This window comes from Capnocytophaga sp. ARDL2 (assembly GCF_041530365.1).
Lineage (GTDB): Bacteria > Bacteroidota > Bacteroidia > Flavobacteriales > Flavobacteriaceae > Flavobacterium.
The window spans coordinates 354260-369769 of the sequence record NZ_CP168034.1 but is presented as its reverse complement, the minus strand read 5'-3'; the positions used below and the strand labels follow the sequence as shown (position 1 = coordinate 369769).

Genomic DNA, 15510 nt, shown 5'->3' with positions numbered 1-15510 from the left:
GTAAAAACTTTTTTAAAACCTCTAAAATTCTTTCGTATATTTAACTTTATTGAATCTTCGATTTGTCCTAAGTTGTTCATTTTTGATTTGTTTTAGCGAACTAAATATACTGATTTTCAGTTAAATAAACAACTTTTTTTGTTTATTTCATAATGCACAACGGGTTTTATTTTAATTTAGAAAATTGTTAAATTTATGTTTTTTTTAATAAAAGTTTTTTTTAAAAATTTTGTCTCGTAGTTTAATCATTTTAAAAAGAAGTAGAAAGTATGAAAAAAATTATTTTTTTCACTATCATTACTTGCAGTTTTAAGTTGTGATAGAACAGATGTAGAAACAAGTCAAGAGGTTTCAAATGAATTATTAAGCAGATCTTCTTCTGTTACAAAAGATGAAATTGTTAATTTAAAAAGAATAAATTATGAATGTAACACTTATTTTATGGCAGATAACACAAGTCCTTCTATTATTACTTTTTATTTTTTTAATTTATAAATTTTTTAAAAAAAAGAAATGAATCATAGACTCGCTCAATAAAGCGAGTCTATGATTTTTATTTCCGTTTCAAATAATTCTGAAAAATGGCGAATAATTTTATCTTTTACTTCGTTTTCATCTACTTTTTCCACACCCAATTCTACATTGAGCGAGGCAACTGCTTTTCCGCGAATACCACAAGGGATGATATTGTCAAAATACCCCAAATCGCTGTTTACATTCAAGGCAAATCCGTGCATCGTTACCCAACGCGAAGCTCTCACTCCCATAGCACATATTTTTCTGGCAAATGGTGTCCCTACATCCAGCCAAACGCCTGTTTCTCCCTCGCTGCGTTCACCTTTTAGTCCGTATTCGGCTATGGTGCGGATGATGGTTTCTTCCAACAAGCGCAAGTATTTGTGTATGTCTGTAAAGAAATTTTCTAAATCCAAAATCGGATAACCCACAATCTGTCCTTGCCCGTGATACGTAATGTCCCCACCACGATTGATTTTGTAAAAAGTTGCTCCTTTGGCTTGTAATTGATCTTCCGAAAGCAATAGATTGGAAATATCACCGCTTTTTCCCAAAGTGTAAACATGTGGATGCTCTACAAACAAAAAGTGGTTGGGCGTAATCTGCTGTTCTGCTCCCTCTTTTCGGTTGTTTGACTTGATAGTTACGATTTCTTGAAACAATTTTTCTTGAAAATCCCAAGTTTCCTTATAGTCTTTTCGCCCTAAATCTTGTAGTACTACTTTTTTGTTCATTTTGTGTGGGTTATTACTTCAACAATACACCTCTTTTGTCTATAACAGGAAGATCTGACTGTGCTTTTTCGTTGATAGAATTGGTTTTGAATACAAAGTTTTTCTCATGCATTTTATCATTGAGAAAGTAAGTTACTTTAAACTCGTTGTTCAAGATCAAAATCTGCTTGTCCAACAATTCTATCTTGATAGCTTCGTTGGGTTTTACTTCTGTAAACGCATGACGGAAAGTTCCTGTTTTGCGTTGCTCTCCATCAATTGTCCCGTAGGCTCTCGATACTGCAATGACCATTTCTAAGGGTTGGTTGTTGCCGTTGATGAGATATACATACCAATTGTTTTCTTGAAAATCGTCGTTCCACTCTTGTATAGCGGCTAAATATACATGTTCACTTTTTGGAATTTCTATGTCTTTTTTCATTTTTTATTCAGTGTATAAAATTTATGTGAAATTACATATTCTACGCTGTCAAATTTACACACTACAGGTTATGTTTTCTTTGAAAGCGAAGTGTCTCTGATTTCTAAAAATATTATCAATTTCTTCGTTGTGAACAACTATTGTGTCTATGTGGTAAAAAGATAACAGGTTGTTTCATAGTGAATATAAGTAAATTATTCTTCTATTGCTTGATCAAAACTATAAGGAGCTTTGTCGTCAAATTCGTTTTCCCATTTGGCTACTACTACGGTTGCTAAACAGTTTCCAATCACATTTACTGAGGTTCTTGCCATGTCCATCAATTCGTCGATTCCCAAAATGGCTGCGATTATAAATACGGGCAATCCAAACTGTTCTGCTGTGGCAATCAATACAATCAGCGAGGCTCTCGGTACAGCGGCTACTCCTTTTGATGTAACCATTAGTGTAAAAGCAATTGCCATTTGTTCGCCTATCGAAAGGTTCATTCCGGCGGCTTGTGCTACGAAAATCGACGCCAATGAAAGATAAAGCGAAGTCCCATCAAGGTTGAAGCTATAGCCCGTTGGAATCACAAACGAAACGATTTTTCTCGGTACGCCAAATTTTTCCATATTGCTCATCGCTTTTGGCAAAGCGGCATCCGAACTCGTCGTTGCAAAGGCGATAGAAACTGGCTCTTTGATGGCTTTTAGGAATTGTTTGATAGGGATTTTTAAAAATACCATTACGGGTACAAAAACCACCAACATAAAGACAATCAACGCTATGTAAAGCGACCCCAATAGCATGAATAAATTCTTTAAAATATCTACTCCCAAATGTCCTACGGTGTATGCCATGGCAGCTCCTACGCCAATCGGTGCAAAGTACATGATGAGATTGGTAAATTTAAACATTACCTCAGACAAACTCTCGGTAAACTCTACCATCGGTTTGCGTTTTTTCTCTTCTACCATCGCCAAACCTACACCAAACAAAACCGAAAATACCACCACTTGTAGCACTTGGTTTTCGTACATAGATTTTACGATGTTTTCTGGAAATAAATCGTAAAGAAAATTTGCAGCTTTGTACAATCCGTGTACATGTTCAGGCAGGTGTTCTAAGGCAGAAGATGTTTTTTTTGTAGTTGGCAATTCTTCCTGCGGCATGTTTTGAATATCGATACCTTCACCTGCTTTGGTAACATTGATGACAGCCAATCCGATAAAAATGGCTATCGTAGTAGCGGTGATGAAGTAAGACATAGATTTCCATGCCATGCGTCCCACTTGTTTTAGGTCGCTATGTCCTGCGATACCGTAAACCAATGTTCCGAAGATAATCGGTGCCACAATGGTTTTTACCAATTTGATAAATCCTTTACTCAAAGGTTGCAATGCCATCGCTGCGTTGGGATAATCAATTCCAACAAAAACACCTAAAAGCATACAAACCAATATCCAAGTGGTAAGGTTTTTCTTTAGAAAAGCGTGAATAATTAATACAGCTGCGATCGCCCATCGCGTAGCAAACATCGTAGTTTCTGAAATGTCTAATCCCACGAGTTCTCTCAAAAGCGTAAGTACTATCGCAATCGTTACAACTGCTATTGTGATAAATTTAAATTTTGATTGAAGCATTTTCTGTCTATTTTTTGCAAAAATATAAAAAAATGTAGGGGTTAAATATTTTTATTCTTATTATTTATTTTTGGATAAATGTTTTTGCAGGGGTTAATCATTCTTAACCCTATTTCATAATTTTGTTTTTTTTTTTAGAAGTTATCTCGACTTTTAAATTTTAGTTTTATTTCACGCTGATGAAGATAGATTTTTATAATTTTTTCTGTTGATTTGATTTTCGCTGATTTTTTTTGATTTATCAAAAAAACAAAATCTGTGGTAATCTGCTTTAAACCGTAGGTTTAATCGTTTTTTAAGTGCAGTATTTTTAAATCATTTCAAAAAATCCGTGATTATCTGCTTGAGAAACACCTTGTCCCTATACATTATTGGGATGCGACTACCCCTCATTTTAGAAGGGAAAGCGTGAGAAAAAAGTCAAGATGACTTCATAAACAAAAAAGGCAATTCGTGTTGAATTACCTTTTTTATAAAAAATTATTTCAAATTTTTATTTTGACTTTTTCCCATACCCCATTTTGTGTTGGTTAGATCGTAGATTTTTTGGATGTCATTTAGGATTTTCTCGAAATCGATTTCCAAGTCGATCAACTTTCCTGTTTTTAGGTCAAATACCCATCCGTGAACGATAGGGTAGTGTTCCTGAATGTAACGCTCCTGTACACATGCCATTTTCACTACATTGATACATTGCTCTTGTACATTTAATTCAATCAAACGGTTGTATCTTGCTTTTTCGTCTTGGATAGCATCCAATTCTTCTTTGTGCAATCTATACACATCGCGAATGTTTCGCAACCATGGGTTCAACAATCCTAAATCTTGCGGTGTCATAGCTGCTTTTACACCACCACAACCATAATGTCCGCATACAATGATGTGTTTTACTTTCAAGTGGCTTACTGCATACTCGATTACCGCCGTAGAACTCATATCCAAAGTATTTACTACATTGGCAATGTTTCTGTGTACGAATACTTCACCTGGTTTTAAACCCATCAATTCTTCTGCCGTAGCACGAGAATCCGAACAACCGATGTATAAATATTCTGGAGATTGTCCCTCTGCTAATTTGTCAAAAAAATTAGAATCTTCCCCTAATTTCTTTTCAATCCACTGTTTGTTGTTTTCAAAAATTTGTTTGTACGAATGTGACATGATATTGTAATTTTAGCCCCTCCCAACCTCACCCAAGGGGGAGGAGATGAAAAGGATAGTTAATAAATTATTTTTATAGAAATTTGCCTCCATATAGTTTCCCCTTCGGGGGCTAGGGGCATTAAATCGACCTTCTATGCTCGATAATGATATGCGAATGTTGGTCGGATTCGTAGTCTCTATATGAGGTTTTAAACCCTAACAATTCTACTTCGATATTGGCTTCTCTTGCTCGGATGTTTGCAAAATCTTGTATCAATTCCAATACATCGGTTGCGATATACGAAGTGCTTCTTGCATCTATCGTTACTTTTGAATTTTCTTTGATGTTTTTCAGTGTCTTTTTGATAGCTGCTTTGTTTAAAAACGATACTTCTTCTGCCAATTTCAATGAAATTTCATCTGCATTTTCCAATTCTTCCTTGCTGAAATAGTAGGCTCTCTTCATATTTCCTTGCAAAATGAAATAAATAGAAATCACCAAACCGATTCCCACACCTTTCAACAAGTCTGTTGCAACTACGGCAATGACAGTAGCAATGAATGGGATGAATTGGTATTTTCCCTTATGCCAAAAGTGCATAATCGTAGCCGGTTTTGCCAATTTATATCCTACCAATAATAATACTGCTGCCAAAGTAGCCATCGGAATCATTGTTAATACCATCGGAATCACCAATACACAGATGAGTAACAATATTCCGTGGATGATAGCCGACATTTTTGAGGTAGCACCTGCATTGGCATTGGCAGACGAACGCACTACTACCGAAGTCATAGGCAATCCACCGATAAACGAACTAATCAAATTTCCTACTCCTTGAGCTCTCAATTCCAAATTGGTATCTGTAATTCTACGACGCGTATCCAAACGGTCTGCTGCCTCGATACACAACAAAGTTTCAATCGATGCAACTACGGCAATGGTAGCTCCTACAACCCAAACTTTAGGATTTAAAAATCCTGATAATTCTGGAAATTTGAATTCGTCTAATGTTTTAGGAATTTCCAATTTTACCAAGTGTTCGCTTGTGATATGTAGAGAAGTTCCTGCAAAAACGAGTTGGTTCAACAAGATACCTACTGTAACAGCAACCAATGCACCTGGTAGCATTTTCAGTTTTTTCAAGGAAGGAATGTTTTCCCATAGCAACAAGATAGCCAAAGAAACCAAAGTTACAATAATAGCACCGTAATGGATAGAATTTGCCATATTGTTTAGATAACTCGAGATGGCATCCCAGCTGTATCCGTTGTCAAATAAACTTTCGTTGTTGTGAAAATCTGCATCAAAACCGATGGCATTGGGAATTTGTTTCAATACAATGATAATCCCAATACCCGCCAACATTCCTTCGATGACACTCGTCGGAAAATAGTTGGAAATACTACCAGCACGGAAAATTCCCAAGGCTATTTGTATAATTCCTGCAATAATTCCTGCACAAAGGAATAATTCAAAAGTTCCTAAATCATTGATTGCTGCCAATACTATAGCTGTCAATCCTGCCGCAGGTCCTGAAACAGAAATATGAGAATTACTCAATGCTCCTACTACGATACCACCTACGATACCTGATATAAGACCTGCCAATGGCGGTGCACCTGATGCAACGGCGATACCTAAACACAAAGGCAACGCAATTAAGAATACCACAAGCCCTGATGCAAAATTAGGCTTGATTTCTTTTGTAAAGTTTGAAAAATTCATTTTTAATGTTTATGATTAATTTTAGTTGAAATTTTTTATGATTATTCGACTTTGCTATAATGTACTTTTGTATAAAACTCCCCGTCTGTAATTACCTGTCCATTTTCTAAAGTACCTGAAAATGTACCTTTAGCAACTTTTTTATCAATTTGTGTAAAGGTTACTGTAAATTCATCTTCGTAGATGTATCCAGTTTCTTTAAAATACTTTACATCAAAGTAATAACTGCTCGAATTTCCTGTAGAATAGGTGCCAGCTACTAAGTTGGTATTGGATGTTTCTGGTACATACAAGTCGATGGTGATGCTTTCTTTTGTGTCCAAAGTAGGAGTAAGTTTTCCGCCAACATCAAGTAAAATGTGGCGTTCTAAAGAGCGTATATACTTATAATTTGCTGCTACCGAACTGTTTCTAAATTCTTTTTGTTCACCGTCTATTTTATAGCGGATATAGAAAGCACTTGAGTCATCCGAATCGCTTCCACCGCTACTCGAACAAGCCATAAAAATAGATGCACCTCCTACAAATGTCAATAATTTGATTAGATTTTTCATAAGCATAATATTTAGCTGATTATAAATTGATTATTCAACAAAATATTAGAATATATCAAAAAGAAAAACTTTAAATTACAAGTTCAACCTTCAATAAAAAGTACAATAATTTTGTTGAAATAAAGTGTAATTTCAATTAATGTTTATACATACATATTTTCTGTAAATTTACTAATATAAATATCCTACACTACTTTAATAATGTATGTAAACAAGTGTTCTTTCCAAATAGAAATGAAAAAAATAAACTAAGAAAACTCCGGAGGTGGAGACGGAATACGCACTACCAAATCATCAGAAAGTGTGTGAGTAGTGGTGTGTAAATGAAAGATTTGTTCGGCAGAAAAGAGAGGCTTTACACTTTTGGAAAAATCGGCAAAAACTTCGTTTTCGTTGATTTCACCGTTTTTGGAGTTGTGGCTTTCCTCTTCTTCTTCGGCAAGAATGTAGTTTTCTATTTCTTTATCTGTCATAGCAAAAGCGGTAGGAGTTGAAAGAAACCCTACGAATAAAACGATTAAGAAATGTGTAATCCACTTTTGCATATTGCAAAAATAGGAAAACAAATTCGTAATCCCTAATTTATATACAACAAATATTATGTTAAAAAAATGTATAATATGAAAAAACCACCCTAAAAAAGGTGGTTTTAAATCGAGTAGTTTTATAGTTTAAATTATCTTCCTCCTGATGATACTGAGCGTCCTCCTGAAGATATGCTTCCTCCGCTTCTTGACATTCCAGATGACATACCGCTACTTCTCGACATTCCGGAAGACATTCCTCTGCTCATGCTACTGTTTGAAGTGTTGTAACTACCTCTTGATGAGCTGGTATTATAACCTCTGTTGGTGTTATAATTGCTGTTTACTGAGTTGTTTACACTTCTCGAAATAGTAGTGTTATTTCTAGGAATAATCGTAGTATTTCTCGATGAACTTTCGTTTGTAGACCGAGTAGAAGTATTGAATCTGCTATCTCTTTCGATACGAGCGTTGTTTGTGGTTACTGCTCTGTCCGAAGTGTTTACAGTACCTCTTTCAAAACGATCATTTACAGAGATAGATTGTCTTGAGTTTGTGTTTACTGCTCTGTTGGTAGAAATACTTCTGTCATGACCATAACTTCTGTCAAAAGTTGTTGCTCTGTCGTTAGAAACTTCTCTTGTGCTGTTTACAGTACCTCTTCCAGTAGTGTTTGCAACACCTCTTTCAATAGTAGTTATTCCTCTGTCATTACTGTTTGCAATATCTCTATCGTTAGTAACGTTACGACCATCTCCGATAGCAGTTTCTCTTGAAACTGTAGATATACTTCTCGTTTGGTCTAGCGTGTGTCTGTTGCTCACATTACTATTTCTTTGAGTAAACGATCTGTTTGGGTTATACGTTTCATAAGCTCTACCACTTACGTTTGAAATAGAACGATTTGCACTCGAAATTCTTCTTGTTTCTACATAGCGGTATTCGTTTCTCACATTTACGATTGGACGAATGTGGTGTACGTATCTATACACTGGCATAGGTGCCCAATAGTAGTAATACGAAGGGTAGTGTCCCCAATGCCAAGGAGAGCAATACGGTCTATACGTCGACATCCAGAAGTAGTCAAAAAATACAGGTCTGTGGTAATAAATAGGTTCATAAATATAGTTGTGTCCGTACAAGTAAGGATTTCCTACAATCTGAACGTTTACCACTGTATTTCTTTGTTGGTTTACTCTTCTTTCCAACTCGATGGTTGCTACATCCTGAAATAAGTCTTTTCCTAATACCGCTTGAACTACGATGATACGATTGTCATCATCTGGCACTTCGATTACTCTCAAATAATCTACATAGCCATCTTTGTTCAAGTCTAAATTTGATATCTGATATTCTGGGTTGTTCAATCTTCTTTCGAAGTCTTCCAAATCATTTGATTCACCAAAAATTGATGCAACAGCTTGTAAATCCAAGTTGTCTGACACATCGTAATTCTGAGCTATTACAGTTGTTGTACTTCCTCTTCCTTTTCTCTGTGCCTGTGCATCTCCTCCTAAAAGGAATAATCCTGCTAAAATTGCTATACCATAATTTCTCATAACCCATTAAATTTTAATTGTTTGTTTGCTTTATTTCAATTTGCGTGCCATAAATTATTTTTTCATGTTAAAAAGAATGAAAAAGTGAAAAATAATTAAGTTGAAAATCACTTTTTAGTTGATGATGATCTGACAAATTGTTGTTTTATAATTTAAAAGTTTTTTTATTATATTTTGCAGAATAAAAACAAAAAAAGAACCAACTTTCGCTGATTCTTTCTTGTGCGGGTGATAGGACTCGAACCTACACACCTTGCGGCACCAGATCCTAAGTCTGGCGTGTCTACCAATTTCACCACACCCGCGAGTGGTATTAAGACAGTGCAAAGATAGAAAGAAATTTTTATTCTACAAGAGAAATTTGAGAATTTTCATTTATATTTGTTGAAAATATCTTTTTTTAGTAAACATAATTAATATGGAAATTATAAAAAATTACATCAACGAAAACAAAGATCGTTTTGTAAATGAATTGATTGACTTGTTGAAAATTCCTTCTGTTAGTGCAGACAGTGCTTTTTCTCAAGATGTATTAAACACGGCAGATAAAGTGAAATTTTTCCTTGAAGAAGCAGGATGCGATAAAGTAGAATTATGCGAAACACCAGGCTATCCTATCGTGTATGGTGAAAAAATCATCAACCTTGAATTGCCAACGGTTTTGGTATATGGACATTATGATGTGCAACCAGCCGACCCAATCGAATTATGGGATTCGCCTCCGTTTGAACCTGTAATCAAAAAAACAGATATTCACCCAGAAGGAGCTATTTTTGCTCGTGGTGCTTGTGATGACAAAGGTCAGTTTTTTATGCACGTAAAAGCATTGGAATTGATGATGAAAACCAATACATTGCCTTGTAATGTGAAATTTATGATTGAGGGTGAGGAAGAAGTAGGTTCGCCTTCTTTGGCTTGGTTTGTAGAAAGAAATCATGAAAAATTGAAAAACGATGTGATTTTGATTTCAGATACAGGTATGATTTCAAATACACAACCATCAATTACTACAGGATTGAGAGGTTTGAGCTATGTAGAAGTGGAAGTTACAGGTCCAAACCGCGATTTACACTCAGGATTGTACGGTGGTGCAGTGGCAAATCCGATTAATATTTTGACGAAAATGATTTCTTCTTTGCACGACGAAAACAACCGTATTACCATTCCAGGTTTTTATGACAAAGTAGAAGAATTGTCAAAAGAAGAAAGAGAGGAAATGGGCAAAAGACCCTTTTCTTTGGAAGAATACAAAAGAGCTTTAGACATCGACGATGTACACGGAGAAGCAGGTTATACGACCAACGAAAGAAACTCTATCCGTCCAACATTGGATGTAAACGGAATCTGGGGAGGATATACAGGCGAAGGAGCAAAAACAGTAATTCCTTCAAAGGCATTCGCAAAAATTTCGATGCGTTTGGTGCCAAATCAAGATTGGGAAGAAATCACAGAATTGTTTAAAAAACACTTTGAAAGCATTGCTCCAAAATCGGTAAAGGTAGAAGTAAAACCTCATCACGGAGGACAAGGATATGTTACTCCTATCGACTCTATCGGATACCAAGCAGCTGCAAAAGCCTACAACGACTCGTTTGGTGTAGCTCCAATTCCAGTGCGTTCGGGAGGTTCTATTCCAATTGTAGCTTTGTTTGAAAAAGAATTAAAATCAAAAACCATCATGATGGGATTCGGATTGGATTCGGATGCAATTCACTCACCAAATGAGCATTATGGATTGTTCAATTACTTTAAAGGTATCGAAACCATTCCATTGTTTTACAAATATTTTACAGAGTTGAGTAAATAATTATAAAAAAGAGGTTGTCCAAATCGGACAGCCTCTTTTTTACTTTCTCTTTTCTTTTATCAAATACAGGTATACAGGAAAGTGGTCGCTGTATCCTGGTGTACCATCATTTTTATTTCTCAAGGGATAACCTTTGTATTTTCCTTTGCTTTCGATGAGGTAACTCGGTCTAAAAATCCCCGATTTCCACAATTTATACGAATTGTACTCGTTATTGAGTAGGGCAGGAGTGATGATCAAATGGTCAAAAATCATCCAAGTGTCACGATATGCTATGGTTCCTTCGCCTTTTTTGTAAAAATGAGCTAAGACGTTGTACAATTGATGATCGGAAACGTCGTTTTTATCATTGCTGATATTCAGTATTTTGTCAACCGAATAGTTGGAAGGAGTATCGTTAAAATCTCCCATAGTGATGACTTTTGCTTCTTTGTGTCGATTACTTAGCGAGTCTATAATATTGCGGTTGAGATTGGCTGCTGCCTTTCGTTTAAACTCGCTTTTTTTTTCGCCTCCACCTCTCGACGGCCAGTGGCTCACCACAAAATGAATGTCTTCGTTTTCCAATTTTCCACTTACCACCAACTGATCGCGTGTAAACACTCGTTTTTTACCATTTGGAGATTTTTTATCGTTTTCAAAAAGCAATAACGGTCTTCGTTGAGTATTTGTTGGAGTAAAATAGTCTTTTCTGTACAGCAATGCCACATCAATTCCTCGGTTGTCAGGTGAATCGTAATGAACAATTCCGTAGTTGTAGGGTTTTAGTAGTGGTTGATTTACAAGGTCTTGCAATACCTGCTGATTTTCAATCTCACATACACCAATGACTGTCGGAGGCTGTTTGGTTTGGTCGTAACCGATTTCCGAAAGTACTTTGCTCAAGTTTTTCAGTTTTTGCTCGTAGCGATGTTTGTCCCAGCTTTTTGCACCATTTGGAGTAAACTCATCGTCAAACTTTTTAGGGTCGTCTATGATATCAAATAGGTTTTCCAAATTGTAAAAAGCCACCGTGTGAACCAAGTAGTTTTTCTGTTGAGAAAAGCCACATTTTACCGAAAACAACGCAAACAGGCAAAACAATACAAGGGTGTAGAGTATATTTTTCTTTTTAAACATATTGATTTTATTTTTCAGATAAACAAAGGTACTATTTTATCCTAAAATTTGCTTTTTGTATTTTTAGTTTATTGTAAATGAAACATCATTTATTGTGAAATTTCTATGAATCATATAGTTGTGTTTAAAAAAATAATCTATTTTTGAAAAAGATAATATAATTATGTGATATGTTGTAAGTATAAATAGTAATAGTAGTATAGCGACTAATTTGATAAATTATCTAAAAACCTTTGATTTTGTAATAGTAAAAGAAGTAAAGAATGAAAAGGAAGAAGGTGTAGAAAATGATTTTTTCGAAAGTGATTTATCGTTGGAAGAAAAATAATTTGTTGAAAAATTGTCCAAAAAAACAAAAAAATCTGCTGCTGAAAGGTTTTATAACAAGATTGCTTAATTATGGTCTGTTATGATTGTTATTACAGATACAAATTTTATATATAATGCTTTGATTTCTCCCAAAGGAAATGTAGCTAAATTATTAAAGGATACTAGTATTCAGTTTTTAGTTCCCAATTATCTTTTGGAGGAAATAGAGGAGCATTTGTCTGAAATACAAGGCTATTTAAATAGAAATAAGCAAGAGATTCAAAAAGAATTTGAAAATTAACGAAAGACTTTACCGTTTTGTTGTCTGAAAGCATCTCAAAAGAAAATATAATTCAGTCTGAAAAAATAACTTATGATATTGATCCAGATGACTCTCCTTATTATTGCTTTTTATTTACAGTATAGGCATAAAATTTTGAGTGGTGATAAAGAATTGATAAAAGAGTTAACTAAAAAAGGTTACAGACATATTTTTATTACTATGGATGATTTAAAATCTAAAATATACAAAAAGAAAAATAGAAACTGAAAATAAATCTTTTGGTTTCTATTTTTTTTATTTTTAAATATTTTCTTAATTTTAGGGCAGAATAAGAACTATAAATCAATTTCTGTTATGAAAAAATTAGTTTATCTATGGATGTTTTTTACACAGATGACTTTTGGACAGGAATTTCAAGGAAAAATAATAGATGCTCATACCCAAAATCATCTTTCGGAGGTAAAAATAACACTAAAAGCATTTGATAAATATGTGCTTAGCGATTCTTTGGGTTTTTTTCAATGGATAGACCCAATAGACTTTCCTGTTTCTTTTGTATTTGAAAAAGATTCCTATTTTTTGGAAGAATTGACCATCGATTCTCCAGAAAATCTTCAAGATTTTTATACCATTATACTTCAAAAACCTCAGCAAACCGCCTTTGAACAAGGGATTTTAATTACAGACGAAGAACTTCTCGAAGAGAGTGATAATTCGGAATTGTCGATGGTGTTGCTTCAATCTTCTCGTGATATTTTTGAACAAATGGCTTCTTTTGGTTGGGGTCAGGCGAGATTTCGCTTTCGTATGTTGGAAAACAATCACGGAGTGGTGATTTTCAATGGTTTGCAAATCAATAAATTGCAAGACGGTCGTCCGCAATATGCCAATTGGGGCGGACTCAACGATGTGTTGCGTAGTCAAGAGTTTTACAGCGGTATTCGTGTCTTTGCTCATGGATTTGGTGGAGCTTTGGGGAGTTTGGTACTGAATCCCAAAGTGTCTAATATTGCTCGTGGCACGCGTGTTTCTGTGATGGGGAGTAATACCAATTACAATACACGAGTGATGTTTACGCACAATTCGGGGATCAACAAAAACGGTTGGGGCTATGTACTTTCGGGGTCGTACAGAAGAGCAGACGAAGCCTATTTTGAAGGTACAGATTATGATGCCAAATCTTTGTTTGCCTCTGTAGAAAAACAATGGAATGACCAACATAGCCTCTATCTTACAGCTACTTGGGCAATGAATAAACGAGGGAAAAACTCAGTCAATACACAGGAAGTCATCGATTTGAAGGGCGAAAAATACAATTCGTTTTGGGGTTGGCAAAATGGAAAAAAGCGAAATTCTCGTTATCGTACGGTGGACGAACCTATGATTTCGTTGAATTATGAATGGAAAATATCTCAAACTTCACAATTTGAAGCACATTTGGGCTATCAATGGGGAAGTATTGCTCACTCACGATTGGATTACAGCGGTGTAAATAATCCTGACCCAACTTATTACCGCAATTTGCCAAGTTATTATTTGAATTTGCACAACAATTATTCAGACATTCCCGAGTGGACGCCCAATCATCAACGAGCGGCAATTGCTCGAATATTTTTCCTACAAAACGGACAGATAAACTGGAACAAATTGTACCATGCCAATAAAATCAACAATCAGGCGTTGTATGTGCTTTCTGCCGATGTCAATCAAGATAAAACAGCCTTTGCTTCGGTGTATTATTCAGGTCAATTGCCTTCAAATTTTAGTTTTCAATCAGGGGTAAGATACCGCAAACTGTATTCGGAAAATTATCGACGAATAGAAGATTTATTGGGCGATGCTCCGATGATTGAACCTTTCTCATTTTACAGTGGAGATTATGGAATTTCCGATTTGAATCAGCCGAATCGAACCATTCATCGAGGGGGAAAATATGGCTATCATTACGCCATTCATGCTTCTGATGTAACAATTTTCAACAATATTCTTTTTCAAAAGAAAAAATGGAATGCCTTTGTGGGAACTCAAGTGGTTTTCAATCAATTTCAAAGAGAAGGGTTTTACAAAAATGGATTATTTCCCAATGATTCGTATGGTAAAGGAGAAGCTATCAACTTTAAAAACGGCGGAATCAAAACAGGAATATCTTATCAAATCAAAGGTAATCAATTTGTAGAAACCAATGGATTTTTTTACGGAAAAGCACCTGCTATTCGCAATGTGTATCCCAATATTCGCAATTATCACGGAGTATTGCCACAAATGCAGTCTGAGAAAATTTACGGAGGAGATGTGAGTTATATTGTAAAAGCATTGAATTTGAAAGCGAGAATTACCGCTTATTACAATTATACAAAAGATGCGACACGATTGAATTTTTTCTATGCCGATGGAATCGATTTGGACGAAATAGACCAATATTTTGTAGCCGAGAGTTTGCAAAACATCAGCAAAGAGGCAGCAGGTGTAGAATTGGGAGTAGAATATCCGTTGAGCAGTACTGTAAAAATTTATGGAGCAGCTTCATTGGCAGATTCGAGGTATTCAGACGATGCCGATTTACAATTGCATATAGACGGTCGCGTATTGGAAGGCAAAGAGCCTTTGGTGGATTATGGCAAGGCAATGATAAAAAATTACAAATTGGGAAATACACCACACAAGGCATTTTCGTTGGGAGTGGAATACAGAGACCCTAATTTTTGGTGGGTAGTCGCACAAGGACATTATTTTGCCGACTCCTATATAGAAATAGCTCCGTTGTTGCGTACACAACAGTTTTTTGCACAGCCTAATAGCGGAGGAATGTCTTTCCCAGAAATAGATTTGGACAAAGCCAAGCATTTTTTAGCACAAGAAAAATTGCCATCGGTGTTTTCGTTGAGTTTGCAAGGCGGAAAATCGTGGCGTATCAAAAAGCATTTTGTAGGCGTATTCATTTCAGCCAATAATGTATTTGGAAAAATGTACAAAACAGGAGGTTTTGAACAATCCCGAGCCGCCAATTATCGAGAAATGAACAAATCAACCGCCAGTGGAATAGCCACATTTGGTACAAGGTATTTTTATGCGTATGGCACCACATATTTTGCCAATTTGTATTGGAGGTTTTGATTGGAGTGAATAGTAGGAGTAACACGAGCTTGCGACTGGTGAAACAATTGCAATTCGCCCGTACAAATTGCTA

General features: G+C 35.5%; 12 protein-coding genes and 1 tRNA gene. 3 read left to right on the top strand and 10 right to left on the bottom strand.

What is annotated here, in order from left to right; genetic code table 11:
• Positions 1–530: 530 nt before the first annotated feature.
• The 9 genes from lipB to AB4865_RS01745 form a co-directional block, all read right to left on the bottom strand.
• Positions 531–1250: a lipoyl(octanoyl) transferase LipB gene (gene lipB / locus AB4865_RS01785; protein ID WP_372474024.1), complete on the bottom strand. Its 720-nt coding sequence runs from the start codon at positions 1248–1250 to the stop codon at positions 531–533.
• 13 nt (positions 1251–1263) lie between these two features.
• Entirely contained in the window at positions 1264–1671 is a 408-nt protein-coding gene (locus AB4865_RS01780; protein ID WP_372474023.1) for a hypothetical protein, read from the bottom strand.
• A 194-nt stretch (positions 1672–1865) separates the two neighbouring features.
• Complete coding sequence (locus AB4865_RS01775) at positions 1866–3296, bottom strand: dicarboxylate/amino acid:cation symporter (protein ID WP_372474022.1); 1431 nt, start codon at positions 3294–3296, stop codon at positions 1866–1868.
• 480 nt (positions 3297–3776) lie between these two features.
• Positions 3777–4457, bottom strand: coding sequence for a carbonic anhydrase (locus AB4865_RS01770; RefSeq protein WP_372474020.1), 681 nt, complete (start codon positions 4455–4457; stop codon positions 3777–3779).
• Positions 4458–4578: 121 nt separating this feature from the next.
• Positions 4579–6168: a SulP family inorganic anion transporter gene (locus AB4865_RS01765; protein ID WP_372474018.1), complete on the bottom strand. Its 1590-nt coding sequence runs from the start codon at positions 6166–6168 to the stop codon at positions 4579–4581.
• A 41-nt stretch (positions 6169–6209) separates the two neighbouring features.
• Positions 6210–6722: a hypothetical protein gene (locus AB4865_RS01760; protein ID WP_372474017.1), complete on the bottom strand. Its 513-nt coding sequence runs from the start codon at positions 6720–6722 to the stop codon at positions 6210–6212.
• 248 nt (positions 6723–6970) lie between these two features.
• A complete protein-coding gene (locus tag AB4865_RS01755) occupies positions 6971–7267 on the bottom strand; it encodes a hypothetical protein (RefSeq protein WP_372474016.1) in 297 nt (98 codons plus the stop codon).
• A gap of 131 nt (positions 7268–7398) precedes the next feature.
• Positions 7399–8805 (bottom strand): hypothetical protein, encoded by a 1407-nt coding sequence (locus tag AB4865_RS01750; RefSeq protein WP_372474015.1) that lies wholly within the window; start codon positions 8803–8805, stop codon positions 7399–7401.
• A 223-nt stretch (positions 8806–9028) separates the two neighbouring features.
• Positions 9029–9110: transfer RNA gene (locus AB4865_RS01745), tRNA-Leu, on the bottom strand.
• Between the two features lie 113 nt (positions 9111–9223).
• Between AB4865_RS01745 and AB4865_RS01740 the strand changes: the two genes are divergently transcribed.
• The gene (locus AB4865_RS01740; RefSeq protein WP_372474014.1) at positions 9224–10612 is read left to right on the top strand and encodes a dipeptidase; all 1389 of its coding nucleotides are present in this window, start codon (positions 9224–9226) and stop codon (positions 10610–10612) included.
• A gap of 39 nt (positions 10613–10651) precedes the next feature.
• Here AB4865_RS01740 and AB4865_RS01735 read toward each other — a convergent pair whose 3' ends face one another.
• The gene (locus AB4865_RS01735) at positions 10652–11731 is read right to left on the bottom strand and encodes an endonuclease/exonuclease/phosphatase family protein (RefSeq protein ID WP_372474013.1); all 1080 of its coding nucleotides are present in this window, start codon (positions 11729–11731) and stop codon (positions 10652–10654) included.
• 409 nt (positions 11732–12140) lie between these two features.
• Here AB4865_RS01735 and AB4865_RS01730 point away from each other — a divergent pair, with 409 nt between their 5' ends.
• Positions 12141–12341, top strand: a complete 201-nt coding sequence (locus AB4865_RS01730) for a hypothetical protein (protein WP_372474012.1) — start codon at positions 12141–12143, stop codon at positions 12339–12341.
• A gap of 336 nt (positions 12342–12677) precedes the next feature.
• Positions 12678–15437, top strand: coding sequence for a TonB-dependent receptor (locus AB4865_RS01725; RefSeq protein ID WP_372474011.1), 2760 nt, complete (start codon positions 12678–12680; stop codon positions 15435–15437).
• Positions 15438–15510: the final 73 nt, after the last annotated feature.

What these genes read in the sequence shown, in the direction of transcription:
- lipB (WP_372474024.1), bottom strand. Translation starts at nt 1,250, where the DNA reads ATGAACAAAAAAGTAGTACTACAAGATTTAGGGCGAAAAGACTATAAG.
- AB4865_RS01780 (WP_372474023.1), bottom strand. Translation starts at nt 1,671, where the DNA reads ATGAAAAAAGACATAGAAATTCCAAAAAGTGAACATGTATATTTAGCC.
- AB4865_RS01775 (WP_372474022.1), bottom strand. Translation starts at nt 3,296, where the DNA reads ATGCTTCAATCAAAATTTAAATTTATCACAATAGCAGTTGTAACGATT.
- AB4865_RS01770 (WP_372474020.1), bottom strand. Translation starts at nt 4,457, where the DNA reads ATGTCACATTCGTACAAACAAATTTTTGAAAACAACAAACAGTGGATT.
- AB4865_RS01765 (WP_372474018.1), bottom strand. Translation starts at nt 6,168, where the DNA reads ATGAATTTTTCAAACTTTACAAAAGAAATCAAGCCTAATTTTGCATCA.
- AB4865_RS01760 (WP_372474017.1), bottom strand. Translation starts at nt 6,722, where the DNA reads ATGAAAAATCTAATCAAATTATTGACATTTGTAGGAGGTGCATCTATT.
- AB4865_RS01755 (WP_372474016.1), bottom strand. Translation starts at nt 7,267, where the DNA reads ATGCAAAAGTGGATTACACATTTCTTAATCGTTTTATTCGTAGGGTTT.
- AB4865_RS01750 (WP_372474015.1), bottom strand. Translation starts at nt 8,805, where the DNA reads ATGAGAAATTATGGTATAGCAATTTTAGCAGGATTATTCCTTTTAGGA.
- AB4865_RS01740 (WP_372474014.1), top strand. Translation starts at nt 9,224, where the DNA reads ATGGAAATTATAAAAAATTACATCAACGAAAACAAAGATCGTTTTGTA.
- AB4865_RS01735 (WP_372474013.1), bottom strand. Translation starts at nt 11,731, where the DNA reads ATGTTTAAAAAGAAAAATATACTCTACACCCTTGTATTGTTTTGCCTG.
- AB4865_RS01730 (WP_372474012.1), top strand. Translation starts at nt 12,141, where the DNA reads ATGATTGTTATTACAGATACAAATTTTATATATAATGCTTTGATTTCT.
- AB4865_RS01725 (WP_372474011.1), top strand. Translation starts at nt 12,678, where the DNA reads ATGAAAAAATTAGTTTATCTATGGATGTTTTTTACACAGATGACTTTT.